General features: G+C 69.6%; 11 protein-coding genes. 5 read left to right on the forward strand and 6 right to left on the reverse strand.

Annotated elements, in window-relative coordinates:
• The first annotated feature begins 48 nt into the window (after positions 1-48).
• Both PKE84_RS14010 and PKE84_RS14015 read left to right on the forward strand, forming a co-directional pair.
• Entirely contained in the window at positions 49-1,794 is a 1,746-nt protein-coding gene (locus PKE84_RS14010; protein ID WP_271177876.1) for a cation:proton antiporter, read from the forward strand.
• A gap of 90 nt (positions 1,795-1,884) precedes the next feature.
• Positions 1,885-4,479, forward strand: coding sequence for a transglycosylase domain-containing protein (locus PKE84_RS14015; RefSeq protein WP_271177877.1), 2,595 nt, complete (start codon positions 1,885-1,887; stop codon positions 4,477-4,479).
• A 16-nt stretch (positions 4,480-4,495) separates the two neighbouring features.
• Here the strand turns inward: PKE84_RS14015 and PKE84_RS14020 are convergent, their stop codons facing one another.
• On the reverse strand, positions 4,496-7,894 hold the full coding sequence (locus PKE84_RS14020; RefSeq protein ID WP_271177878.1) for a glucodextranase DOMON-like domain-containing protein: 3,399 nt from the start codon (positions 7,892-7,894) through the stop codon (positions 4,496-4,498).
• A gap of 134 nt (positions 7,895-8,028) precedes the next feature.
• Between PKE84_RS14020 and PKE84_RS14025 the strand changes: the two genes are divergently transcribed.
• The 3 genes from PKE84_RS14025 to PKE84_RS14035 all read left to right on the forward strand — a co-directional run bounded on the left by PKE84_RS14025 (position 8,029) and on the right by PKE84_RS14035 (position 14,228).
• Positions 8,029-9,276: a low temperature requirement protein A gene (locus PKE84_RS14025; RefSeq protein WP_271177879.1), complete on the forward strand. Its 1,248-nt coding sequence runs from the start codon at positions 8,029-8,031 to the stop codon at positions 9,274-9,276.
• Positions 9,277-9,430: 154 nt separating this feature from the next.
• Entirely contained in the window at positions 9,431-12,244 is a 2,814-nt protein-coding gene (locus tag PKE84_RS14030) for an MMPL family transporter (RefSeq protein WP_271177880.1), read from the forward strand.
• Between the two features lies 1 nt (position 12,245).
• Positions 12,246-14,228, forward strand: a complete 1,983-nt coding sequence (locus PKE84_RS14035; RefSeq protein ID WP_271177881.1) for a YhgE/Pip domain-containing protein — start codon at positions 12,246-12,248, stop codon at positions 14,226-14,228.
• A gap of 20 nt (positions 14,229-14,248) precedes the next feature.
• Here PKE84_RS14035 and PKE84_RS14040 read toward each other — a convergent pair whose 3' ends face one another.
• The 5 genes from PKE84_RS14040 to PKE84_RS14060 form a co-directional block, all read right to left on the reverse strand.
• Positions 14,249-16,285 carry a cell wall-binding repeat-containing protein gene (locus PKE84_RS14040; protein ID WP_271177882.1) on the reverse strand — a complete coding sequence of 679 codons (2,037 nt, stop codon included), beginning with the start codon at positions 16,283-16,285 and terminating at the stop codon, positions 14,249-14,251.
• 171 nt (positions 16,286-16,456) lie between these two features.
• Positions 16,457-17,296, reverse strand: coding sequence for an aldo/keto reductase (locus PKE84_RS14045; protein ID WP_271177883.1), 840 nt, complete (start codon positions 17,294-17,296; stop codon positions 16,457-16,459).
• Positions 17,297-17,319: 23 nt separating this feature from the next.
• Positions 17,320-17,961: a hypothetical protein gene (locus tag PKE84_RS14050; protein ID WP_271177884.1), complete on the reverse strand. Its 642-nt coding sequence runs from the start codon at positions 17,959-17,961 to the stop codon at positions 17,320-17,322.
• Between the two features lie 24 nt (positions 17,962-17,985).
• Entirely contained in the window at positions 17,986-19,074 is a 1,089-nt protein-coding gene (locus PKE84_RS14055) for an N-acetyltransferase DgcN family protein (RefSeq protein ID WP_271177885.1), read from the reverse strand.
• A 153-nt stretch (positions 19,075-19,227) separates the two neighbouring features.
• Complete coding sequence (locus tag PKE84_RS14060; RefSeq protein ID WP_271177886.1) at positions 19,228-20,274, reverse strand: zinc-binding dehydrogenase; 1,047 nt, start codon at positions 20,272-20,274, stop codon at positions 19,228-19,230.
• Between the last annotated feature and the right edge of the window lie 18 nt (positions 20,275-20,292).

Here is a 20,292-nt window from a genome sequence, read left to right on the forward strand (position 1 = left end):
CTGCGTCATCCGTTCGATCTGAACGACCGCAGTCCGTAGGCTTGGTGGATGGAGTTGGGTTTCTATGCCGTCATCGGCATAGCCGTGATCGTGGCCGTCGCCGCCTTCTCGAGGCGGCTGGGCGTCGCCGCGCCCATCATCCTGGTCGTCGTCGGGGTCACGCTCTCCTATCTCCCGGGCGTCCCGTCCATCGAGATCCCGCACGAGATCGTGCTCGACGCGGTGCTGCCGCCGATCCTGTACGCCGCCGCCATCCGGCTTCCGCTCGCCGACTTCCGGCGAGACCTCGCGCCGATCGCCGGGCTGTCGGTCGCTCTCGTCATCCTGACCGCCTTCGTCTCCGGCTGGCTGCTGTACACACTGCTGCCCCAGCTGAGCCTCCCGGGAGCGATCGCGCTCGGCGCCATCATCAGCCCACCGGATGCCGTGGCGGCCACGTCCATCGGCCGTCGCCTCGGTCTCCCGCCCCGGCTGCTGACGCTGCTCGAGGGCGAGGGGCTCGTCAACGACGCCACCGCCCTGGTGCTGCTGCGCACCGCGACCGCCGCCGCGGCCGGTCTGCTGGCGACGCCGTTCGCCGGCGTGCTCGACTTCTTCTACGCGACCATCGCGGGCATCGCCGTCGGCCTGGCCGCGGGCTTCCTGTCGGTCTACGTGCGGTCGAAGCTCTCCGACCCGCTGCTCGACACCGCCCTCTCGATCGCGGTGCCGTTCGCCGCCTTCATGCCGGCGGAGGCGATCGGTGGCTCGGGTGTGCTCGCGGTCGTGGTCGCCGGGCTCTACACGGGCTACGCGAGTCCGAAGGCGTTCACCGCCCAGGCGAGGATCACCGACCGCATCAACTGGGGGACGATCCAGTTCCTGCTCGAGAACGCGGTGTTCCTCGTCATCGGGCTCGAGATCCGCACGCTCGTCGAAGACGTGCAGGCCGACGATGAACTGCTCGGCGTCTGGGAGTCGGTCGGCATCGGCCTGCTCGCGCTCGCCGTGCTCATCATCATCCGGTTCGCCTGGGCGATCCCGCTGGTCTGGGGCTTGCGAAGACGCACGGAGCGCGCGGAGAAGCGAACCCTCCACGAGCTCCTGCTGGTCAGCTACTACCGCAACCATCCGGTCGAGACCGTGCACCAACGTCGGCGCAAAGACCTCGCCGAGCGCCGGTACGGGCGGATGCGTGCCGACCTGGAGGCGATGCGAGAGCAGCGGATCGACTGGCGCGGGGGAGTGATCCTCGGTTGGTCCGGTATGCGCGGCGTGGTCACGCTCGCCGCGGCGCAATCGCTGCCCGGCGCCGAAGACGGCTTCCCGTACCGCCCGCAGCTCATCCTGATCGCGTTCACCGTGGCCGTCGTCAGTCTCATCGTGCAAGGCGGAACCCTGCCGGCACTCATCCGGTTGCTGAAGGTGGAGGGCGCCGATCCCGATCAGGATCGCCGTCAGCTCGCAGCGCTGCTCGACGACCTCAGCAACGCCGGCCTCGAGGTGCTCGACGACCCGTCGCTCGCCGCCGGCACCGACGAGATCATCGACCCCGAGGTCGTGGAGCGGGTGCGGCAGTCGTCGTTCCTGCGCACCGAGGCGGCCTGGGAGCGGGCCAGGCTCTCTGCGGCCCCCGTGAACGAACGGCCGCACCTGCTCTACCGCACCCTCCGGCTCGCGGTCGTCGACGCCGAGCGCAACAAGCTGATGGAAGAGCGGCGGCAGGGACGCTATCCGTCGCGCATCTTCGAAGAGGCGGAGGCGATGCTCGACGTCGAGGAGACGCGTCTGCGCCCGACGCGCCGCGGACACTGATCGGGAGTTCCGCTCAGGTTTCTGAGAGAGTGCCAAGGGTTCGCCGCGTCGCGTCAGGGCATTCAAAGCGCATCGTGACAGCGTAGAGACGTGACTTCCCACCCGTTCTCTGCCGATCCCGCACGCCGAGCGGAGTTCTGGCGGCGGTTCGAGCCACTCCGCAGCTATGAACTCGAGCCGGCCACGAGCCGCATCGGGCTTTTCGCCCAGTTCGCCATCGCCAGCCTCGTCGCCGCTGTTCTCGTCGCGGCCGCCGTGCTCCCCGGCTTGCTGGGAATGACCGGTGTGGTCTCCGCCGCCGCGTCCGGCTTCGAGCAGCTGCCGGCGACGCTGTCCATCGCCCCGTTCGCGCAGAACTCCACTCTCTACGCGAAGCAGGGCGGCAAGGACGTCCCCATCGCCAGCTTCTACGCGCAGAACCGCCAGAACGTCTCGTGGACTCAGGTCTCGCAGACGATGAAGGACGCGACGATCGCGGCCGAAGACCCGCGCTACTACTCGGACGGTCCGATCGACGTGCTCGGCACCGTGCGAGGCGCTCTCTCCACCGTGGTGGGCAACAACGTGCAGGGCGGGTCGTCCATCACCCAGCAGTACGTGAAGAACGTCGAGGTGCAGCGCTGTGACGCCCTCACCGACGCCAAGAAACTGCAGGCCTGCTATCAGGATGCGGCCGGTGTCACCCTCCAGCGCAAGGTGCAGGAGATGCGCTACGCCGTCGGCATCGAGAAGAAGTACACCAAGCAGGAGATCCTGCTCGGCTACCTCAACGTCGTCGGGTTCGGCGGGCAGATCTACGGCGTCGCCAGCGCCGCCCACTACTACTTCAACACCACTGCGGACAAGCTGACCCTCCCGCAGGCGGCGACGCTCGTCGCGATGCTGAACAATCCGGCCAACCTGCGCATCGACGAGCCCAAGAACACCGCCAATGGCGCGGCCAACGGCTACAAGGCCACCAAAGACCGCCGCGACTACGTGCTCGACCGCATGTACGTGAATCACAAGATCACGAAGGCGCAGCGGGATGCGGCCAAGGCCACCCCGGTGTCGCCGACGATCATGCCGTCGACCTCCGGATGCGCCACCGCAGCACGCTACAACGCCGCGTTCTTCTGCGACTACGTGCGCGACGTGGTGCTCAACGATCCCGCCTTCGGCAAGACGTCCGACGACCGGTGGGCCACGCTCACCCGCGGTGGCCTGAAGATCTACACCACGCTCAACCTCGACCTGCAGGCGACCGCGCAGCAGTCCCTGAGCTCGTACATCCCCGCGACGGAGGAGGGCATCGACCTGGGCGCGTCGAACGTGTCGATGGAGACCGGCACCGGGCGCATCGTGACGATGGTGGAGAACCGCGCCTTCAACAACACCGATCAGCCGTCGCCGGGCACCACGGCAGTGAACTACAACACCGATCAGGCCTACGGAGGATCGCAGGGCTTCCAGACCGGGTCGACATTCAAGGCGTTCGACCTGGCCGCGTGGCTGGAGTCCGGCCACAGCCTGTACGACAGTATCGACGCGACCCAGCACGACTTCCCGACGTCGGACTTCACCAACACGTGCGCCGACATCAACGGACCCGACTGGCCGGTCACGAACGACGAGGGCTCCGCGAGCTACCTGTCCGTGCTGTCCGCGACCGCCGAGTCCGTCAACACCGCCTTCGCCAAGATGGGAACGCAGGTCGACCTCTGCTCGATCCTGAACGCGGCCAAGAGCCTCGGTGTGCATCCGGCGTCGTCGGCGAACCCGCTCACCTCGGTGCCATCGATGATCCTGGGTGTGAACTACCTGTCGCCCCTGACGATGGCGACCGCCTACGCCGGCATCGCCAACGGCGGTGTCGTCTGCACCCCGGTCGCGATCGACAAGATCATCAACCCGGACGGCACGTCGCGCAAGGTCACCCCGTCGAGCTGCACGCAGGGCCTCCGCCCCGACATCGCCGCGGGCGTCACCTACGCGCTGCAGGGCGTCATGAGCAACGGAACCGCCACCAGCGCCAACCCGGATGACGGTGTGCCGATCATGGGCAAGACCGGAACGACCGACGACTCCCTGCAGAACTGGCTCGTGACCTCCACCTCGAAGGTGGCCACGGCGACCTGGGTCGGGAACGTCTCGGGGCAGACTCCGCTGCGCAGCCTCTACTTCAACGGTGTGGGCGGCGGCGACGTGAAGTTCGAGATCGCGCGCCCCATCCTGCAGGCGATCAATGGGATCTACGGCGGCAGCGACTTCACGCCGCCCTCGGATGCGATGCTCTACGGTTCCCAGATCACGGTGCCGGATGTCACAGGCAAGACCACCGACGAGGCCACCAAGACGTTGCAGGGACTCGGGCTCACCGTTTCCGTCGACCCGACGCCCGTCGACGGAACGCAGCCGGCAGGAACCATCGCCGCCACCTCCCCGACGTCGGACACCACGGTCGCCGCGGGGACCCAGATCACGCTGCAGACCAGCAACGGGCTGCTGGCCGCGGTGCCGTCGGGGCTGATCGGTTCGGCGGTGACGGACGCGCAAGCGGCACTGACAGCCGCCGGCTTCACGAACGTCGTGGTGCAAGGCCCGGGAGGCGCGACGCCGACCCCGGGTGCGAGCGTGGCCGACGTGTCGCCCGGCGAGGGCTCGCAGGCGCGCAAAGACGCGCAGATCGTGCTGACGACGGGCTAGCTGCGCGATCCGGCGACTACGGCACCACCACGCCCTTCAGCACCACCGGGCTGTGCACGCCGTAGTTGAGCTCGTCGGCCTGGGTCGTACCCGAGGGGACGATCGTGTCCATCACCTTGGGCACGGTGTTCGGGTCGGCGGAGCACAGCGGGCTCGATCCTCCGGGGACGCAGACGCCGAAGGAGTAGGCGCCGGGCGTCGCGGTGAAGGAGCGGGTCTGGTCGACGCCATGGGTGCCGTCCTGGCCGGTGAGGGCGATCGCGAACGACCATCCGGATGCCGGCGTGCCGCCGAGCGCCGTCTTGGTCACGCTGAACGTCGTGTAGCGGGACACCGCGTTGGCGCTCACGGTGACCACACCTGTCGAGGCGCCGGACGCATCCAGGATCTTGCTGCCGGTGAAGCCCTGGGCCTCGATCAGGCGGCTCCACGCGGGGGCGACCTGGTAGTTCATGCTCGGGTACGAGGCCGCAGAAGACGTTGTAGCGGCGCCGGGCTGCCCGACGTAGACATCGACGAGCTGGGCGCCGTTCGTCGAGCCGAACGTCGGCGTGAGGTCGGCGGTCTGCATCCGGAACGTAATCGTGGAGCCCGTGTCGTAGACCTGGAACTTCGTGAGGTCGAAGGCTCCCGCGTGGAAGTCGCCCGACGTCGGATACGCGTAGTTCCCCGGCCCGTTGTCGTCGCCGTTCGGGTCGTCGGCCGTGAACAGCAGCGTGCCCTCCACCACATCATTGACCACCGAGCGCACGACCTGCGCCGTTCCACCTCCCGGCGCCGTCGACGTGACGACCAGTACGTTGGTGCCGGCTGCTGCCGTGATCGGCACGCTGAACGCGCCGCCGGCGCCGGCGGTCACATGCGTCACGGTCGTCGCCGAGTCTCCGTCGGTGGCGACATCCGCGATGTCGACGGAGGCGCCCGGCACGGCCGTGCCGGTGACGGTGATCGTCGCGCTGGCGGCGGTTCCGTCGACGGGCGAGGTGACCGTCAGCGGCGTGCTCGCCTGGGTGTGCGTCACATAGCGGTCACGCACCTGGGCCGGCTGCTCGAGGCTGCGCCCCGCTGCGAGGTCGGCGGTCAGCCGCACCTGCGACGCGGAACCCCAGGTGAGCGGCGACGCCGATCCGTCCGCTTGGCCGTTCACGAAGCCGATGGATGCCGTGGCCGGGTCTGTCCCGTAGGGCGAACGCGGCAGATTCGGAGCATCCCAGACCTGCTCGGGCACGAGGCCGGGCCCGGAGTTCATCCGGTTGATCGTCGCCAGGATGCCCGAGGCCGTGCTCTTCTGGCCCAGGGCGATGTACTGCTGAGCCCGCTCCGCTCCGAGCACCGGCCACGGATGCCCGGTGCCGGTGTTCGCCCCGGAGTTCGTCCACGGCGCTCCGTCGATCGTGCAGCTCGTTCCGGCGCCGACCACGCAGTCTCCGTAACCGTCGCCGTTGTAGCGCAGCCAGCCGGTACCGCTCGCCGTCGGGCGCTTGATCGTCGCGTCGACGACCTTCAGCGAGTTCGCGATCACGGGATCGGTTGCGGGCAGGATGCCCAGGCGCACGTACTCGAGGAAGCCGGCATCGGCGATCGCGCGCTGGTCGAGCGTCGGGCCGCCGTTGCCGGTGTTGTAGCTGATCGCCGCGTTCGGGTCGCCGGTCTTCGACAGCCGGATGAAGTACGGCGACGATGAGAGCGGACCGTTCGTGGTCACGCCCCAGGCCGTGATGTTCCGCTGATACTGGTCGGCGGTCGCGCGCCAGACGCGGGCGCTCGCCGCGTCTCCGTGAACGTCGGCGATGGCGGCGCCGGCCACGAGGGCGGCGATCTCGGCGGCGATGGTCGAGGGGGAGTAGCCCGTCTGCTCCTCCCAGCGCTCGACGCCGAAGCTCGGGCCGTGGCTGATGAGGAAGTTCGCGGCCGACTTCACGTGCGGCCAGAGGGTGTTGTCGGAGGCGAGTCCCGACTGCAGCGCCATCAGGATCGGGTACGCCGTCTCATCCAGCTGGTCGTTGAAGGCGTCGGCGGCCTTCGTGCCGTCGAGCAGTGAGTTGCGGGGTTGCGATCCGTTGGCCTGCTGGCTCTTCAGCAGCAGGTACCGCACGGTGTCCCGCGCCGTCGCGAGGTCACCGTCGGTGTAGAGGGCGGTCCACGCCTCGTAGAGATCGCGGGAGAACACCTCGCGGTAGCCGTTGCTGAAGAGGTTGTTCGGGTCGTTCGCGACGATCGACTGGCCCCAGGGAGCATCCAACCCCGCGACGATCGCGCCGGGGTACTTCTTGTCCTCCGACGCCTTCACGACGTTCGCCGACTGGTAGTAGTTCTTGATCGCGGCGAGGCGCTGGGATCCGGAGAGGCCGGGAGCGGTGAGGAACGGGACGCGCAGCCCCGCATCGTATTTCAGCCAGCCGCCGAGGTACGACGCGGTGAGCTTCAGGGCGGAGCTGCCGATCGTGGCGCCGGCCGTCTTCACGGCGGACGACTGCGTGCTTCCGAAGCCGAGCGCGAGGGTCGCGTTGCCCGAACGGTCGCGGGCGACACCGACGGTCTGCTCCACGTTGCCACCGGTGGCGGTCGCCGTGGCGGGGCTGAGCGTGTGCGTGGCGTCGAGCTGCGTGATGGAATCGCTGGCCGTTCCCACGAACCCGCTGCTCAGCGATGAGAACGGCCGGTCGCCGCGCAGGGCGAGATACGACGGCACGGCGTAGGCGGTGCGATTCGCCTGGCTGATCGTGTTCGTGTCGTAGGTGACCGGAACGGCCGTGCCGGAGGAGGTGTCGACGACGGCGGTGTCGGCGCCGCCGTTCGCGGTGCCGCCCCCTCCGTTGCCTCCCGCGTTCGCGTCCAGTCGAACGTAGAGCTTGTAGGCGCCGGCTCCCGCCTTCAGCGCCTGGAACCGCGTGCGGATGACAACGCTGTCGCGCGACGGATCCGTCAGGTAGGTCGTGACGATGCGATACGCGCCGCTCTTCGCGGTCGAGGTGACCGTGCACATCATGCCTGTGGCATCAGCGGCCGCCGTGTACGTCATGTCCCGCGCCTGCAGATCGGTGAACGAGGAGCCGTCGGTCACCAGGAACTGCATCGTCTCGACGTTGGTGGCGTCGACCGTCGGCGCGTAGACGTCGCTCAGGATGCCGTTGGCGACGGTGAACCAGATCTTCGACCCCGTGTTGCGCGCGGTGCCGACGCAGTCCTTGCGTGACTGCGCCTGGTGGCTGACCGCGCCGGGCGAGCCCGCAGCTTCGCCGCTCGCGGCAGTGCCGCCGCTGGGAGCGGCGGCAGCGGGAACGACGGCAGCGGCGCCCGTGGTGCTCAGGCCGAGGGCGGCGAGAGCGATGACGGTGGCGGCTGCCGGAAGGACGAAACGACGACGGATCACGATCGCACCCCATTCGAACGCGCTGCGGTGCGCGCTCTCCACGCAGGACCGTACCCCCGTTCGGGGGGCGGAGGCAATGGTTCACCGCCGGTTGGTGGACGGTCGCCGATCGACGCCCGCCTGCTCGTCCGCCACAATGGGTGCACTCGCTCGTCGCCGACGGCCGGAGGACTTTCGTGGCGGAACTCACCGAACGCAGTCATCGCCTGCACCGGATGACGGGGCGCGACCCCGGTGAGGTGCATCGCGCCGCCACTCCGCTCGAGCTCTTGTTCGACCTGGCGTTCGTCGTCGCGTTCGGCCAGGCGGGCGAACAGCTCGCCCACCTGCTCGCCGAGGGCCACGTGCTGCCCGGGATCGGCGCCTTCTCCTTCGCCATGTTCGCCATCTGCTGGGCGTGGATCAACTTCTCGTGGTTCTCGTCGGCCTACGACACCGACGATTGGTTCTACCGCGTCGCCACGATGGTGCAGATGATCGGCGTCATCGTGCTCGCACTGGGACTGCCGGAGATGTTCGCGTCGGTCGACCACGGCGCGTCGTTCGACAACGGGGTGATGGTCGCCGGTTACGTGGTCATGCGGATCGCCCTGGTCGCCCAGTGGCTCCGAGCGGCCGTGCAGGATCCGCCACGGCGCAGGGTCGCACTCACGTACGCGGGGTTCGTGGCCGCCGCTCAGGTCGGCTGGGTCGCGCTGGCCGTGGCCCACGTGCCGTTCGAGACGGTCGTCGGTGTCGCCGCCGTGCTGTTCGTGGTCGAGATGGGCGGCCCGATCGTCGCGGAGACCAGGCTGGGCGGGACCCCCTGGAACGCGAGCCATATCGCCGAACGCTACGGGCTGCTCACGATCATCGCGCTCGGCGAGGTGCTGTTCGGAACCGTGACCTCGGTAGCCGCCATCGTCGCGAAGCAGGGCTGGAGCCTGGAAGCCGTGCTCATCGTGGTGGCCGGGGTCGGGCTCACCTTCGGTCTCTGGTGGTCGTACTTCATCGTCCCCTCCGGCGAGGTGCTCGCGCGGTACCGCCACCGCGCGGTGGTGTGGGGCTATGGTCACATCCTTCTCTTCGCGTCCATCGCCGCGACGGGGGCGGGGCTGCACGTCGCGGCCTACGTCATCCAGGGAGAAGCAACGATCGGTACGACGGGCGCCGTGCTGAGCATCGCCGTGCCGGTGCTGGTGTTCTCGATCGTTCTCTTCCTGCTCTACACGTATCTGATGCACGAAGGGGACTCGTTCCACATCGGTCTTTTCCTGGGCACGGTGGCGATGCTCGCCGCAGCCGTCTGGCTGGCGGCGGCGGGCGCTCCGCTGGGAGTGAGCCTCGTGCTCGTGACCTTGTCGCCGGCCGTGGTCGTGGTCGGCTACGAGCTGCTCGGGCACCGCCACCAGAGCGCGGCGCTGGCGCGCATCCTCTCCGACTGAGGAAAAACTGTTGCCCGGGTAGACGGCCAGTCCTACATTGAGGTGTCAGCCTCAGCGGACGCTCCCCATTCCGCGGCTGCGAACCCGAAGAGGTACGCGAGTGTCTTCCGTTCTCTATGCGTTGGGCCGATGGGCCTATCGAGCGCGCCGACTGATGCTGACGCTGTGGCTCGCGGCCCTCGTCCTGATCGTCGCCGGCGCCGCGCTTCTGGGCACGGGGACCGACAACACCTACACGATCCCCGGCACCGAATCGCAGCAGGCGCTCGACGCCCTTGCGCGCACCTTCCCGCAGGTGAGCGGCACGTCGGCGCAGATGATCGTGGTCGCCGCGAAGGGCGGGGACATCCGCGACCCGGCGTACCAGAGCGCGATCGAGAGCTCGGTCACGGCCATCTCCGCCATCCCCCAGGTCTCCTCGGCCACGTCGCCGTACGGGACGACCACGACCGGGAACATCAACGAGAGCTCGACGTCTGCGCTGGTGCCGATTCAGCTTGCGGTCGCGCAGACCGCGGTGACGCCCACGACGATGGATGCCCTGCAAGCCGCCGGCGTCACGCTCGAGCACGCTCTGCCGAGCGGCTCGCAGGTCGCGGTGGGCGGTCAGGTCTTCTCGCAGACCGCCACCGGCATCAGCATCACCGAGCTGCTCGGCATCGCGATCGCCTTCATCGTGCTGGTGTTCACGTTCGCCTCGTTCGTCGCCGCCGGTCTTCCGCTCATCACCGCGCTCCTGGGAGTCGGCACCTCGCTGGCCATCATCACCATCGCGACCCGGTTCGTCACCATCACCTCGACGACGCCGCTGCTCTCCCTCATGCTCGGGCTGGCGGTCGGCATCGACTACGCGCTGTTCATCGTCTCTCGGCACCAGGACCAGGTGAAACAGGGACTCGACCCGGAGGAGTCCGCCGCCCGCGCGGTGGCCACCGCCGGCTCTGCGGTGGTGTTCGCCGCCATCACGGTGATCATCGCGTTGCTGGGGCTCAGCGTCGCGAACATCCCGTTCTTGACGACCATGGGCGTGGCGGCCGCCCTCGCGGTGGCGATCGCGGTCGTGATCTCGATGACGCTCACGCCCGCACTGCTCGGCTTCGCGGGCATCCGGATCGTGGCGAAACGCTACCGTCCGCAGCCGGCGGTCGACGAGCCGGATGCCGCTCCCGACGACGTCCCGGATACGGAGGAGGACGCGGAAGGGGCAGAAGACGAGGCGGACGCCCCCGCCGCCGAGGCTGCGGTCGTCCCCTCCGCCGACGCGGAAGCGGCCGAGACGCCGCCGGCTCCGCCGCGCGGGTTCTTCCTCGGCTGGGTGCGCGCGGTCACGAAGTGGCCCATCGTCACCGTGGTCGCGATCGTCGCGGTGCTCGGCCTCGCGACCGTGCCCGCCGCCCACCTGCGGCTGGCGTTGCCCGACGCCGGGTCGCTCGACGAGCACGCCCCGGCGCGCATCACCTACGACCTCATCGCGCAGGAGTTCGGGCCCGGCTACAACGGTCCGCTCATCGTCACCGGCTCGATCATCCAGAGCACCGATCCCGTCGGGCTCATGAACGAGCTCGGCGCGGAGATCGCGACGCTGCCCGGAGTCGCTGCGGTGCCGCTCTCGACGCCGAACGAGACCGGCGACACCGGGATCGTGCAGGTCATCCCGGAGGGCGGTCCCGACTCGGAGCAGACGAAGGCGCTCGTGGCCGGGCTGCGGTCCATGCACGACGATTTCGAGAAGACCTACGGAGTCGACCTGTCTGTCACGGGTTACACGGCGGCCGGCATCGACATCTCGGCCCGGCTCGGCCAGGCACTGCTGCCGTTCGCGCTGCTCGTCGTCGGTCTCTCGCTGGTGCTGCTGGCGATGGTCTTCCGCTCGATCGTCGTGCCGGTGACGGCGGCGCTCGGCTACCTGCTCTCCGTCGGGGCTGCCTTCGGCATCACCACCCTGGTCTTCGTCGACGGGTTCCTGGCCGGCCCGCTCAATGTCGCGACGCTCGGCTCGGTGATCAGCTTCATGCCGATCATCCTGATGGGCGTGCTGTTCGGCCTGGCGATGGACTACGAGGTGTTCCTCGTGAGCCGGATGCGCGAGGACTATGTGCGTTTCGGCGACGCACGGCACGCCATCCCGTCGGGGTTCGTCGGCTCGGCGCGCGTCGTCACGGCCGCCGCCATCATCATGTTCGCGGTGTTCGCCGCGTTCATCCCGTCGGGGGATGCCTCGATCCAGCCGATCGCGCTCGGTCTCGCCGTGGGCGTCGCGATCGACGCCTTCGTGGTGCGCATGTCCCTCATCCCGGCGGTACTGATGCTGTTCGGAGACAAGGCGTGGTGGATCCCGCGCTGGCTGGACCGCGCCCTGCCGAAGTTCGACGTGGAGGGGGAGGGCCTGCACAGGGAGCTCGAGCTCGCCGACTGGCCGGAGCCGGGGGATGCGCACGCGATCGTCGCCGAGGACGTGACGGTGGTGAGCGGAGGAGCGACGATCGTCGACGGTTTCGGCGTCACCGTCGCGGCCGGTGACGCGCTGGTGCTCGCCGGCGATCCCGAGAGCGGGAGGAGCGTGCTGCTGCATGCGCTCGCCGGCCGGCTGCCCGTGACCGGAGGTCGGCTCAAGGTGGCAGGCGTCGCGCTGCCCATGCGTGCGGCCACGGTGCGCTCCCGGGTGGGGATCGCCCGGCTGGCATCGTCGCCCGACCCGGTCGACGCCGTGCGGGTGGCCGTGTCGAACCGGGCGGTGATCGTGATGCTCGACGATCTCGACGCGGTGCGACACCCCGAACTGCGTGACGACATCGCCGACGTGCTGCTCCATGCCGCGCGTGCGGCCGCCAAACGCGACGTGTCGCTCACGATCGTCGCGACGTGCGCCGACCCCGCCGACCTCGACGGACTGCTACCGCGCTCGATGGCCGTGCAGGTCGTACACCTGGCGCCCGCACGGCGCCCCTCCCTCACGGCGGTGAGCTGACATGGCCGGCCGGCCGTTCTCGGCACGCGCGGGTCTGGAGAGGATCGGGGGCTGGACGGTCGCCGGGCTGGTGCTGCTCCCGGTCGTGGTCGGGGGTCTGCTCACCTGGGCGCTGGCGACACCGACGGCCGATCTGCAGCGCGTGACCGCGGCCATCGTGAACGACGATGTCCCGGTCACCATCAACGGGACGAGCGTGCCATTGGGGCGGCAGTTCGCGGCCGGTCTCATCGCCGGCGATGCGCCCTCCACGACCTCGGGTGCGCCCACCCCGACTCCCGGTGTCTCGGGATCGAGTGCGGCCACCGCGACCCCCACTCCCACCCCGACCATCACGCCGACCCCGTCGCCGACGTCCCCTGCGGTGAACGGCTCGACGCCCGCCGTCGGGAACTTCACCTGGATCCTCACCAACGACGCGGAGGCGAAAGCGGGACTCCTCTCCGGCCGTTACGCGGCGCTGGTCACCATCCCGTCCGAATTCTCGGCGAACGCGACCTCGATCTCCGGGCCGGCCGCCGACGCGGAACACGCTCACCTGACGATCGAGACGAGCCCGGCATCCGCCTTCATCGACCCGGCGCTGACCGACTCGATCACCACGGCGGCGACCGCGTCGCTCAACCGGCAGCTCATCGAGCAGTACCTCACCAATGTGTACACGGGGTTCGACACCATCAACCAGCAGATCGCTCAGGCCGCATCCGGGGCCGCGAGCGTGTCGTCGGGGGCATCGTCCGTCGCATCAGGAGCGTCGTCGCTGGCCTCTGGTGCGTCGTCGCTGGCGTCGGGGCTGAGCTCGCTCGACGCTGGGGCGTCCTCCCTCGCAGGCGGGCTGAACAGCCTCGACGCGGCCTCGCAGGGGCTGCCGGGGCAGACCAGCCAGCTCGCGCAGGGCGCGGAGCAGGTGGCGGCGGGGACGGATGCTGCGGCGGCGGGACTGGGCGGCGCCGTCGCCTCGTTCTCCGCCACGGTGACACAGCTCTGTCAGACGCCGGGCCGGGTGTGCGATCGCGCGAAGGCGGCGCTGGCCCAGCTCACGGCGGCGAGCGACCAGGTCGCCGCACTCGCCGGCGGCGCCGACCAGGTCGCAGCGGGCAACCAGGCGCTGGCGGCCGCGATGCCGCAGCTGGTCGCGGGGATCGGCGAATCCGCCGCCGGGGCGTCCCAGGTCGCGTCCGGAGCCGCACAGGCGGACAGCGGTGGAGCGTCGCTGAACAGCGGCGCGGCGAGTCTCGCATCCGGCTCGGCGCAGGTCGCCGGGGGAGCCGCGCAGGTGTCGGACGGCCTGGACATGGCGGTGCAGAAGATCCCGACCTACAGTGACGACGACATCGCCGTGCTCTCCGAGGTGGTCTCACAGCCCGTTCTGACCGAACAGGCGCCGCCGTCGGCCGGGGTGCTCTCGGTGCCGTTGTTCTGCGTGGTCGCGCTCTGGATCGGCGGCATGGTCATCGCGCTCGCGCGCCGGCCGGTGCCGACCAGGGAGCTGATGTCTTCGGTGTCGTCACTCTCGATCGCCACACGCTCGGTCGCTGCGAGCGCCGTGCTCGGACTGGCGCAGGGTCTCGCCACCGGTGCCGTGCTGCTGATCGGGTTCGATGTCGGCACGGCGGCCTGGCTGAGCTTCGTGGGGCTCGCGATGATCACCGGTGCCGTGTTCGCGGTCGTGAACCAGGGACTGGCAGCTGCTTTCGGAGCGTTCGGGCGGCTGATCGCCGTCATCGTCGCGGTGGTGGCGCTCGGAGTCGGCCTCTCCTCGACGGTGCCCCCGGTGTTCGCGTCGCTCGCCTCCGTGCTCCCGACATCACCGGCGCTCGGGATGCTTCGAGCGGCCGCCGCGGGCGATGCGGCCGGTGCCTGGCTCGGCGTGGGCGGATGCGTGGTGTTCGCGGTGATCGGTGCGGCCCTCGTCTACGCAGGCGTCGTCGCCCGGCGCCGGGTCAGCGCCGCCGAGCTCCGCGTGCGGGCCGTGGCCGACTGACGCCGGTCACCGGCTGCGATTCAGCGGTCGCAGGCGTACAGGTCGTCGAGCATCGCGTTCATCGAGCCGGTTCCACCGAGGATGACGACGTTCGCCGCGTGCAGCTTTGCGATCGAGCTGATCACTGCCTGCGGAACGCACGTTCCGTTCGTGAGGAACAGCGGCCCGTGGGCTCGTCCCGCCAGCGCGCCACCGCTCAGACCGTCGGGGAAGTTCAGACCGGTCGCGAGGTACACCGTGTTCGCCGTCGTGAACGTCAGCCCGTTCACGGCGGACGAGACGGCGTACCGGTCGGCTCCCGCCGCTCGCGCGACGGTGATGCCGCTGCCGAGCGAGCCGGCGATGCCGCTGCTGACCGATGCGGTCCCACCCGCGATCGTGATGGCTCCGACGTGCAGCGAGCGCAGGAGCCCGAGCGTCGCCGCGTCCGTGCGCGACGCAGTGCCCTTGACCATGACGACGGGGGCGCCAACCGACGCCGCTGCGCCGCTCGCGGAAAGGGCGTCCGGATAGTTCAGGCCGGTCACGACGAAGGCCGCCGCGGCGCCGGCAGGAAAGGCGTAGCGGTCGACAGCGCGGGACACCGCATAACGATCGGCCCCCGACAACCGCACCGTCGGTGCCATCGACGCGAGCTTCGCGGCGACCGCGTTGCTCACGGAGGCGGGGCCTCCGACGACCACGATCTTCGAAGGGTGCAAGCGCCTGATCTCGGCGGTGACCGAACCGGGCACGGACTGCGCATTGGTCAGGAGGAGCGAGCCACCCTGATGGGCAGCAGCCGGACCAGCCGAGAGCGCATCCGGGAAGGCCGTGCCCGACGCCACGTACACCACGGGCGCGCCGTGCGTCGAGTCGGGGAAGGCGCGCTGGGAGACCGCGACCGACTCCGTGAACCGGTCAGGAGCCTGCACGCGAGTTGTCGCTACGCCAGGGATCCTCACGATCCCCGCCGGAGGCATCCAGGTGTCGCCTCCGAGCGTCCCCCGAGCTTTCACGACGGCTTCGACGCCGATCTGGTGACCGACGTCGCCGGGACCCAGAGGGTACGTGGAGTGCATCACCGACCTCGGAACGGGCGAACCGAACGTGGACACGGTCGTCGTGGTACGGCGCCAGATGTAGGCAACGCCCGAGGGTGCTGGGCTCCAGGTCCCGGGATCGGCGGCCAGTGTGGCGCCCAGTATCGGCGTACCGCTCAGAGACGAGGCGATCGTGCGCGTCATGCCCGCGAACGTCGCCGTCGTGCAGCCGAGGTCGACGGGGGCCGGGGGAGGATCAGCGCTCGAGATCACCGACGCGCAGACCCGATAGGTCCCTGCGCGTGTGATCAAGCTCAGCATGGTGAAGCCCTTGACGCCGACGAGTCCCGGATGGGATGCCACGATGTCGGGCCGAGCGAGGTCCGCATCGCCGCCGCCGATCACGGCGAGCTTGCGGTAGGAGCCGTCGTCCTGGCGCTGGCTCAGTGCGCCGACGACCTGGTCGTCGGAACGGTGCAGGTTGTCGCTGATCCAGCCGGTCGCGACCATCCCGTATCCCGTCGGATCGGTGGGCGTCGTCAGGGACTCGACCCTCCCGCCGAGCTTGGCGTGCGGCAGCGTGTACGACAGGCAGCCGAGGCTGATGTAACCGGCCGCGTCCGTGTTGCCGAGCGTCTTCGTCCCCTGCGCGGTCACGGCGACGCAGATGCGATAGGTGCCGGCGATCGTCGGGCCGAAATCGTTGCTGAAGCCGTGGTTCGGGCCGGCGGCCGGGTACGCTTTGCCCACGTCGGGGCGTGGAAGGGACGATGGCGTCTGGTAGACGACGTGCTCAGGCTGCTCCGGCGCTTCCTTGGTGATCCTCAGCATGCTGTCGGTCGAGTGCGGATTGTTCAGATCGATGACCCAGCCCGTAGCCACGACTCCCGCGAACTCGGAGACATACGTCAGAGAGTCCAGGTGGCCGACGAGGTGCGCCGGCGCCTTCGTGCCGGCGACGGCCGGCGACACGGCCCCGACGGCCAGCGCGAGCGCACCGACGATGGACATGACGATGGCTGCGCTGCGGCGCACGGCTGGCCTCCCCCTCGGCGGTGACCGCCGCGACATCCCGATCGGCCGCGCGGTGACCCCCGGCCCGCGACTCAGCGTAGGGGAGAGTGCGATGCTACGGCCGTTCGACGGAGGGCCGGATCGTCCTGTCTGAGAACTTTCGAAGAATCCGGTGACCGGCCGGCCGCCGGCTCACATCTCCTCGTGGCGGTTGGGGTCGGCGTCGAACAGCCGGCCGTCGGGCCTGCCGAGCGCCGTGATCGCGTCGAGCTCGGCGGTGTCCAGCTCGAAGCCGAAGATGTCGAGGTTGGAGCGCTGACGGTCAGGGCTCTCCGACTTGGGGATGGGCACGGCGCCGAGCTGGGTGTGCCAGCGCAGGATCACCTGAGCCGGCGTGACGCCGTGACGCTCGGCCGCCTCGGTGATCGCGGGCTCGGAGATGATCGCCTTCGCGCGTCCGAGGGGACTCCACGCCTCGGTCACGATGCCGTGCTCGGCGTGGAAGGCCCGCAGGGCCTCCTGCGGGAAGTAGGGGTGCATCTCGATCTGATTGACCGCGGGCAGCACGCCGGTCTCGTCGGCCAGCCGGGTGAGGAACTCTTCGGTGAAATTCGAGACGCCGATGGAGCGCACGACCCCGTTCTTCTGCAGCGCGATCATCGCCCGCCACGAGTCGACGTACTTGTCGACGCTCGGATTCGGCCAGTGGATGAGGTAGAGGTCGATCACGTCGGTGTCGAGCGCCTCGCGGGACTCGTCGAACGAGGCCAGGGTCTCGTCGTACCCGTGATGCCGGCCGGGGAGCTTGGTGGTGACGGTGATCTCGTCGCGAGGGACGCTGCTGGCCTTGACCGCGCGGCCGACGGCCGCCTCGTTGCCGTAGTTGACCGCCGTGTCGATGAGCCGATAGCCCAGCTCGAGGGCGCTCGTCACGGCTGCCACCCCTTCGTCGGACTTCAGCGGGTACGTTCCGAAGCCGATCGCGTCGATGCTGCGGCCGTCGTTCAACTGGTGGGTGGGAATCGCGTTCATGCCCGGACGATATACCTTCGCGATCAGCGAGGCGAGGCCGCAGGCGCAATCGCCCGGCGGCTCAGCACGGCAGCGGCGAAGAAGCACGCGGCGCCGAGGAACGTTCCGGCGTTCGCCCAGAACAGACTGACGAGATCGTCGGTCGACGGCAGCACGAACGCCCCGATCGCGGAGAGGCCGAAGAGCACCGAACCGAGCATGTTCAGCCACGTGCACCGCCACGTGCGTGCCCGGGGATCCCACAGCCTGTCCCGCTCCGTGGTCGCGGCGACGGCGAAGGCGCTCGAGACGAGGAAGCAGATGGACCCGAAGGCATCCGGACGCCAGCCGCTGCTCAGCTGTGTCTGGCTGTTGATGGCGGTGATCAGGGCATCCGTCGTGCTGATGTTGAAGAACAGGGTCCCCACGAACTGCACGGCCGCCGACCACCAGTCGAAGCGGTCTGGACGGTTGCCGCCGCGCCGCGGCGGGCGGCGTCCGCTCAGCGCGAGCTGGATGAACCCCGCCGCCGTGAAGAAGAGCGCGCCGACGAAGAAGGTCAGGTCGGCCACGACGGTGCCGACGGCCTCCTGGTAGAACGGGACGGCGCCGACCATGAAGAACAGCGAACCCACCGCGAAACCCCAGGCTTCACGCCTGAGACGGATGGCTCGCTCTGCCGGCATGGTCAGAGCCTAGGGCTCAGCGCATCAGGCCGTCAGTACCCTGCCGTCGACGAGTTCCGGGAAGGCGAGCAGCACCATGTCGACCAGCCGGTCGAGCGGGCGGGTCAGCGGGTCGGTGGCGGGAAGACCGAGCTCGAGCTCGTGCTCGTCGATGGACCGGCCGATCTCGGTGTCGGTCATCCCCTCGTGGTTGATCGTGACGCCGATCACCGTCGTCTCCGCGAATGCTTCGATCAGGGTGATCTCGCTCGCCGCCGTCGGGGTCGGCATCATCGGGAAGTCCCCGAGCATGGTGCGCGCCGGCGCATGCTGCACGATGACGCCCTGCGGCCGACTCCCGCGGAGGATGGCGCCGGAGCTGAGGTAGGCGGGGTGGCTCAGGGCGCCCTGGCCCTCGACGATGATCACGTCCGGGTCCTCGTTCTCCCACGCGGAGACGACCTGCGCCTCCACCTCGCCCGAGCAGAACTGGGGGATGGTCGCGTCGAGCGCGACCGCATAACGCGCGCCCTGGATCAGCGCCGTCTGGCCGGTGCCGATCATCACGGCGCGGATGCCCTGAGCGTTCAGAGCCTGCGTGAGCAGGGTGGCCGTCGTGCGCTTGCCCACCGAACCGTCGGTGCCGAGCACCGCGATGCGCGGGCAGGTGACATCGAAGATGCGACCGGTGAACAGCTTCAGGTCCTTCATCTCCTTCGGGCGACGGACGTCGGTGATCATCACGCCGGCGAGCAGAGCAGCCGCGACGAACTCTGCGTCGTCGTTGAGGAACTCGTGCAGGCCGTTCACCAGGTTCATGCCGCGGTCGATCCCGTCGAGCAGCACCGCCCGCTGGCTCTCGGTGAGCAGGCCGTCAGCCGGCGCCATCCCGAAGATCAGCGTGTCGGGCACGCCGCCGGCGTGCGCGATCGACTCGGCGAGGCTGGCGAGCACCGGGATGCCGTTGCGCACCCCGTCCAGGATGAGTCCCGCATCCTCGCCGGCGTGCGTGCTGTCCACGACGCTCAGGATCTCGTACTTCTCGGAATGACGGACGAGACCGTTGGCGGTCTTTCCGTCCTGCTCTCCGAAGAGCCCCTCGCAGTAGACGACGGCTTTCACGGACGCGGACATGGCGCTCCTCTGATAGGCACAGAGGAGGCGACGGGATCGTGGCCGGATCGGATGATCCATTCGGTCAACGAGGCATCTTCCCTGAAGTCGGCGCACTGCCGACTCCCGAACCGTAGCAGGGGTTCCTGTGGACGGCCCCGCCGGAGTGCGGCGTCAGTGTTGCGGGAGGTCGCCGGGGACGAGCACCGTGATGCCGGTCGGCGGCGCGACCTCCATCCGTTCCAGCAGGGGTCCGCCCTGTTCGAGCGCGACGACGTCGCCCAGCAGGTCCTGCGGGCGGAGCGCTCCGTCGGCGACGAGGGCGAGCATCCCCGGATAGTCGGCCGCCGCCATGCCGTGACTGCCGAGGAGGTCGAGCTCCCAGGCGATCACCCGATCGAGGGGCAGCACGGGCAGCTGATCGTGGGCGAGCAGCCCGATCTGCACGTGCCGCCCGCGACGCCGGAGCGAGAGCACGGCATCCGTGCTGGTCGTCGCCGACCCGACGGCGTCGACGCTGACGTGCGCGCCACCGCCGGTGAGATCGTGCACCTCGGCGACGGTCGACGTGCCTGCGACCACGGTGTGCTCAGCCCCCACCTGACGGGCGAGTTCGAGCGCCGCGGGATTGCGGTCCACCGCGACGACGCGTGCTCCGAGTGCCTCCGCGATCATGACCGCACTCAGGCCGACGCCGCCGGCGCCGTACACGACGACCCACTCGCCGCGCTGCACGGCCGCTCGCACCCGCACCGCCCGGTAGGCCGTGGCGAACCGGCAACCGAGGCTCGCGGCGGCCTCATCCGTCAGGGCGTCGGGAACCGCGACCAGGTTGAGATCGGCGGCCCGGATGCTCACCAGCTCGGCGTGCGATCCCCAGTGCGTGAACCCGGGCTGCGTCTGATCCGGGCACACCTGCGCCTCGCCGCGGGCGCACCATTCGCAGCGGCCGCATCCGTTGACGAAGGGGGCCGTCACGCGGTCGCCGACGCGCCAGTCGCGAACACCGGATCCGACGGCCGCAACGGTTCCCACGAACTCGTGACCGGGCACGTGGGGGAGGTGCACGCTGTCGTCGTGCCCGGCCCAGGCGTGCCAGTCGCTGCGGCAGAGCCCGGAGGCGGCCACGCGGATGACGGCGCCGCCATCGGGCGCGACGGGGTCGGGTACCTCGCGCAGGGTGATCGGGCCGCCGAACCGGTCGTAGACGAGTGCCCTCATGCCTGTGCTCCGACCATG

Origin of the sequence: Leifsonia poae (assembly GCF_027921845.1) — a bacterium.
Classification (GTDB): Bacteria; Actinomycetota; Actinomycetes; order Actinomycetales; family Microbacteriaceae; genus Leifsonia; species Leifsonia poae.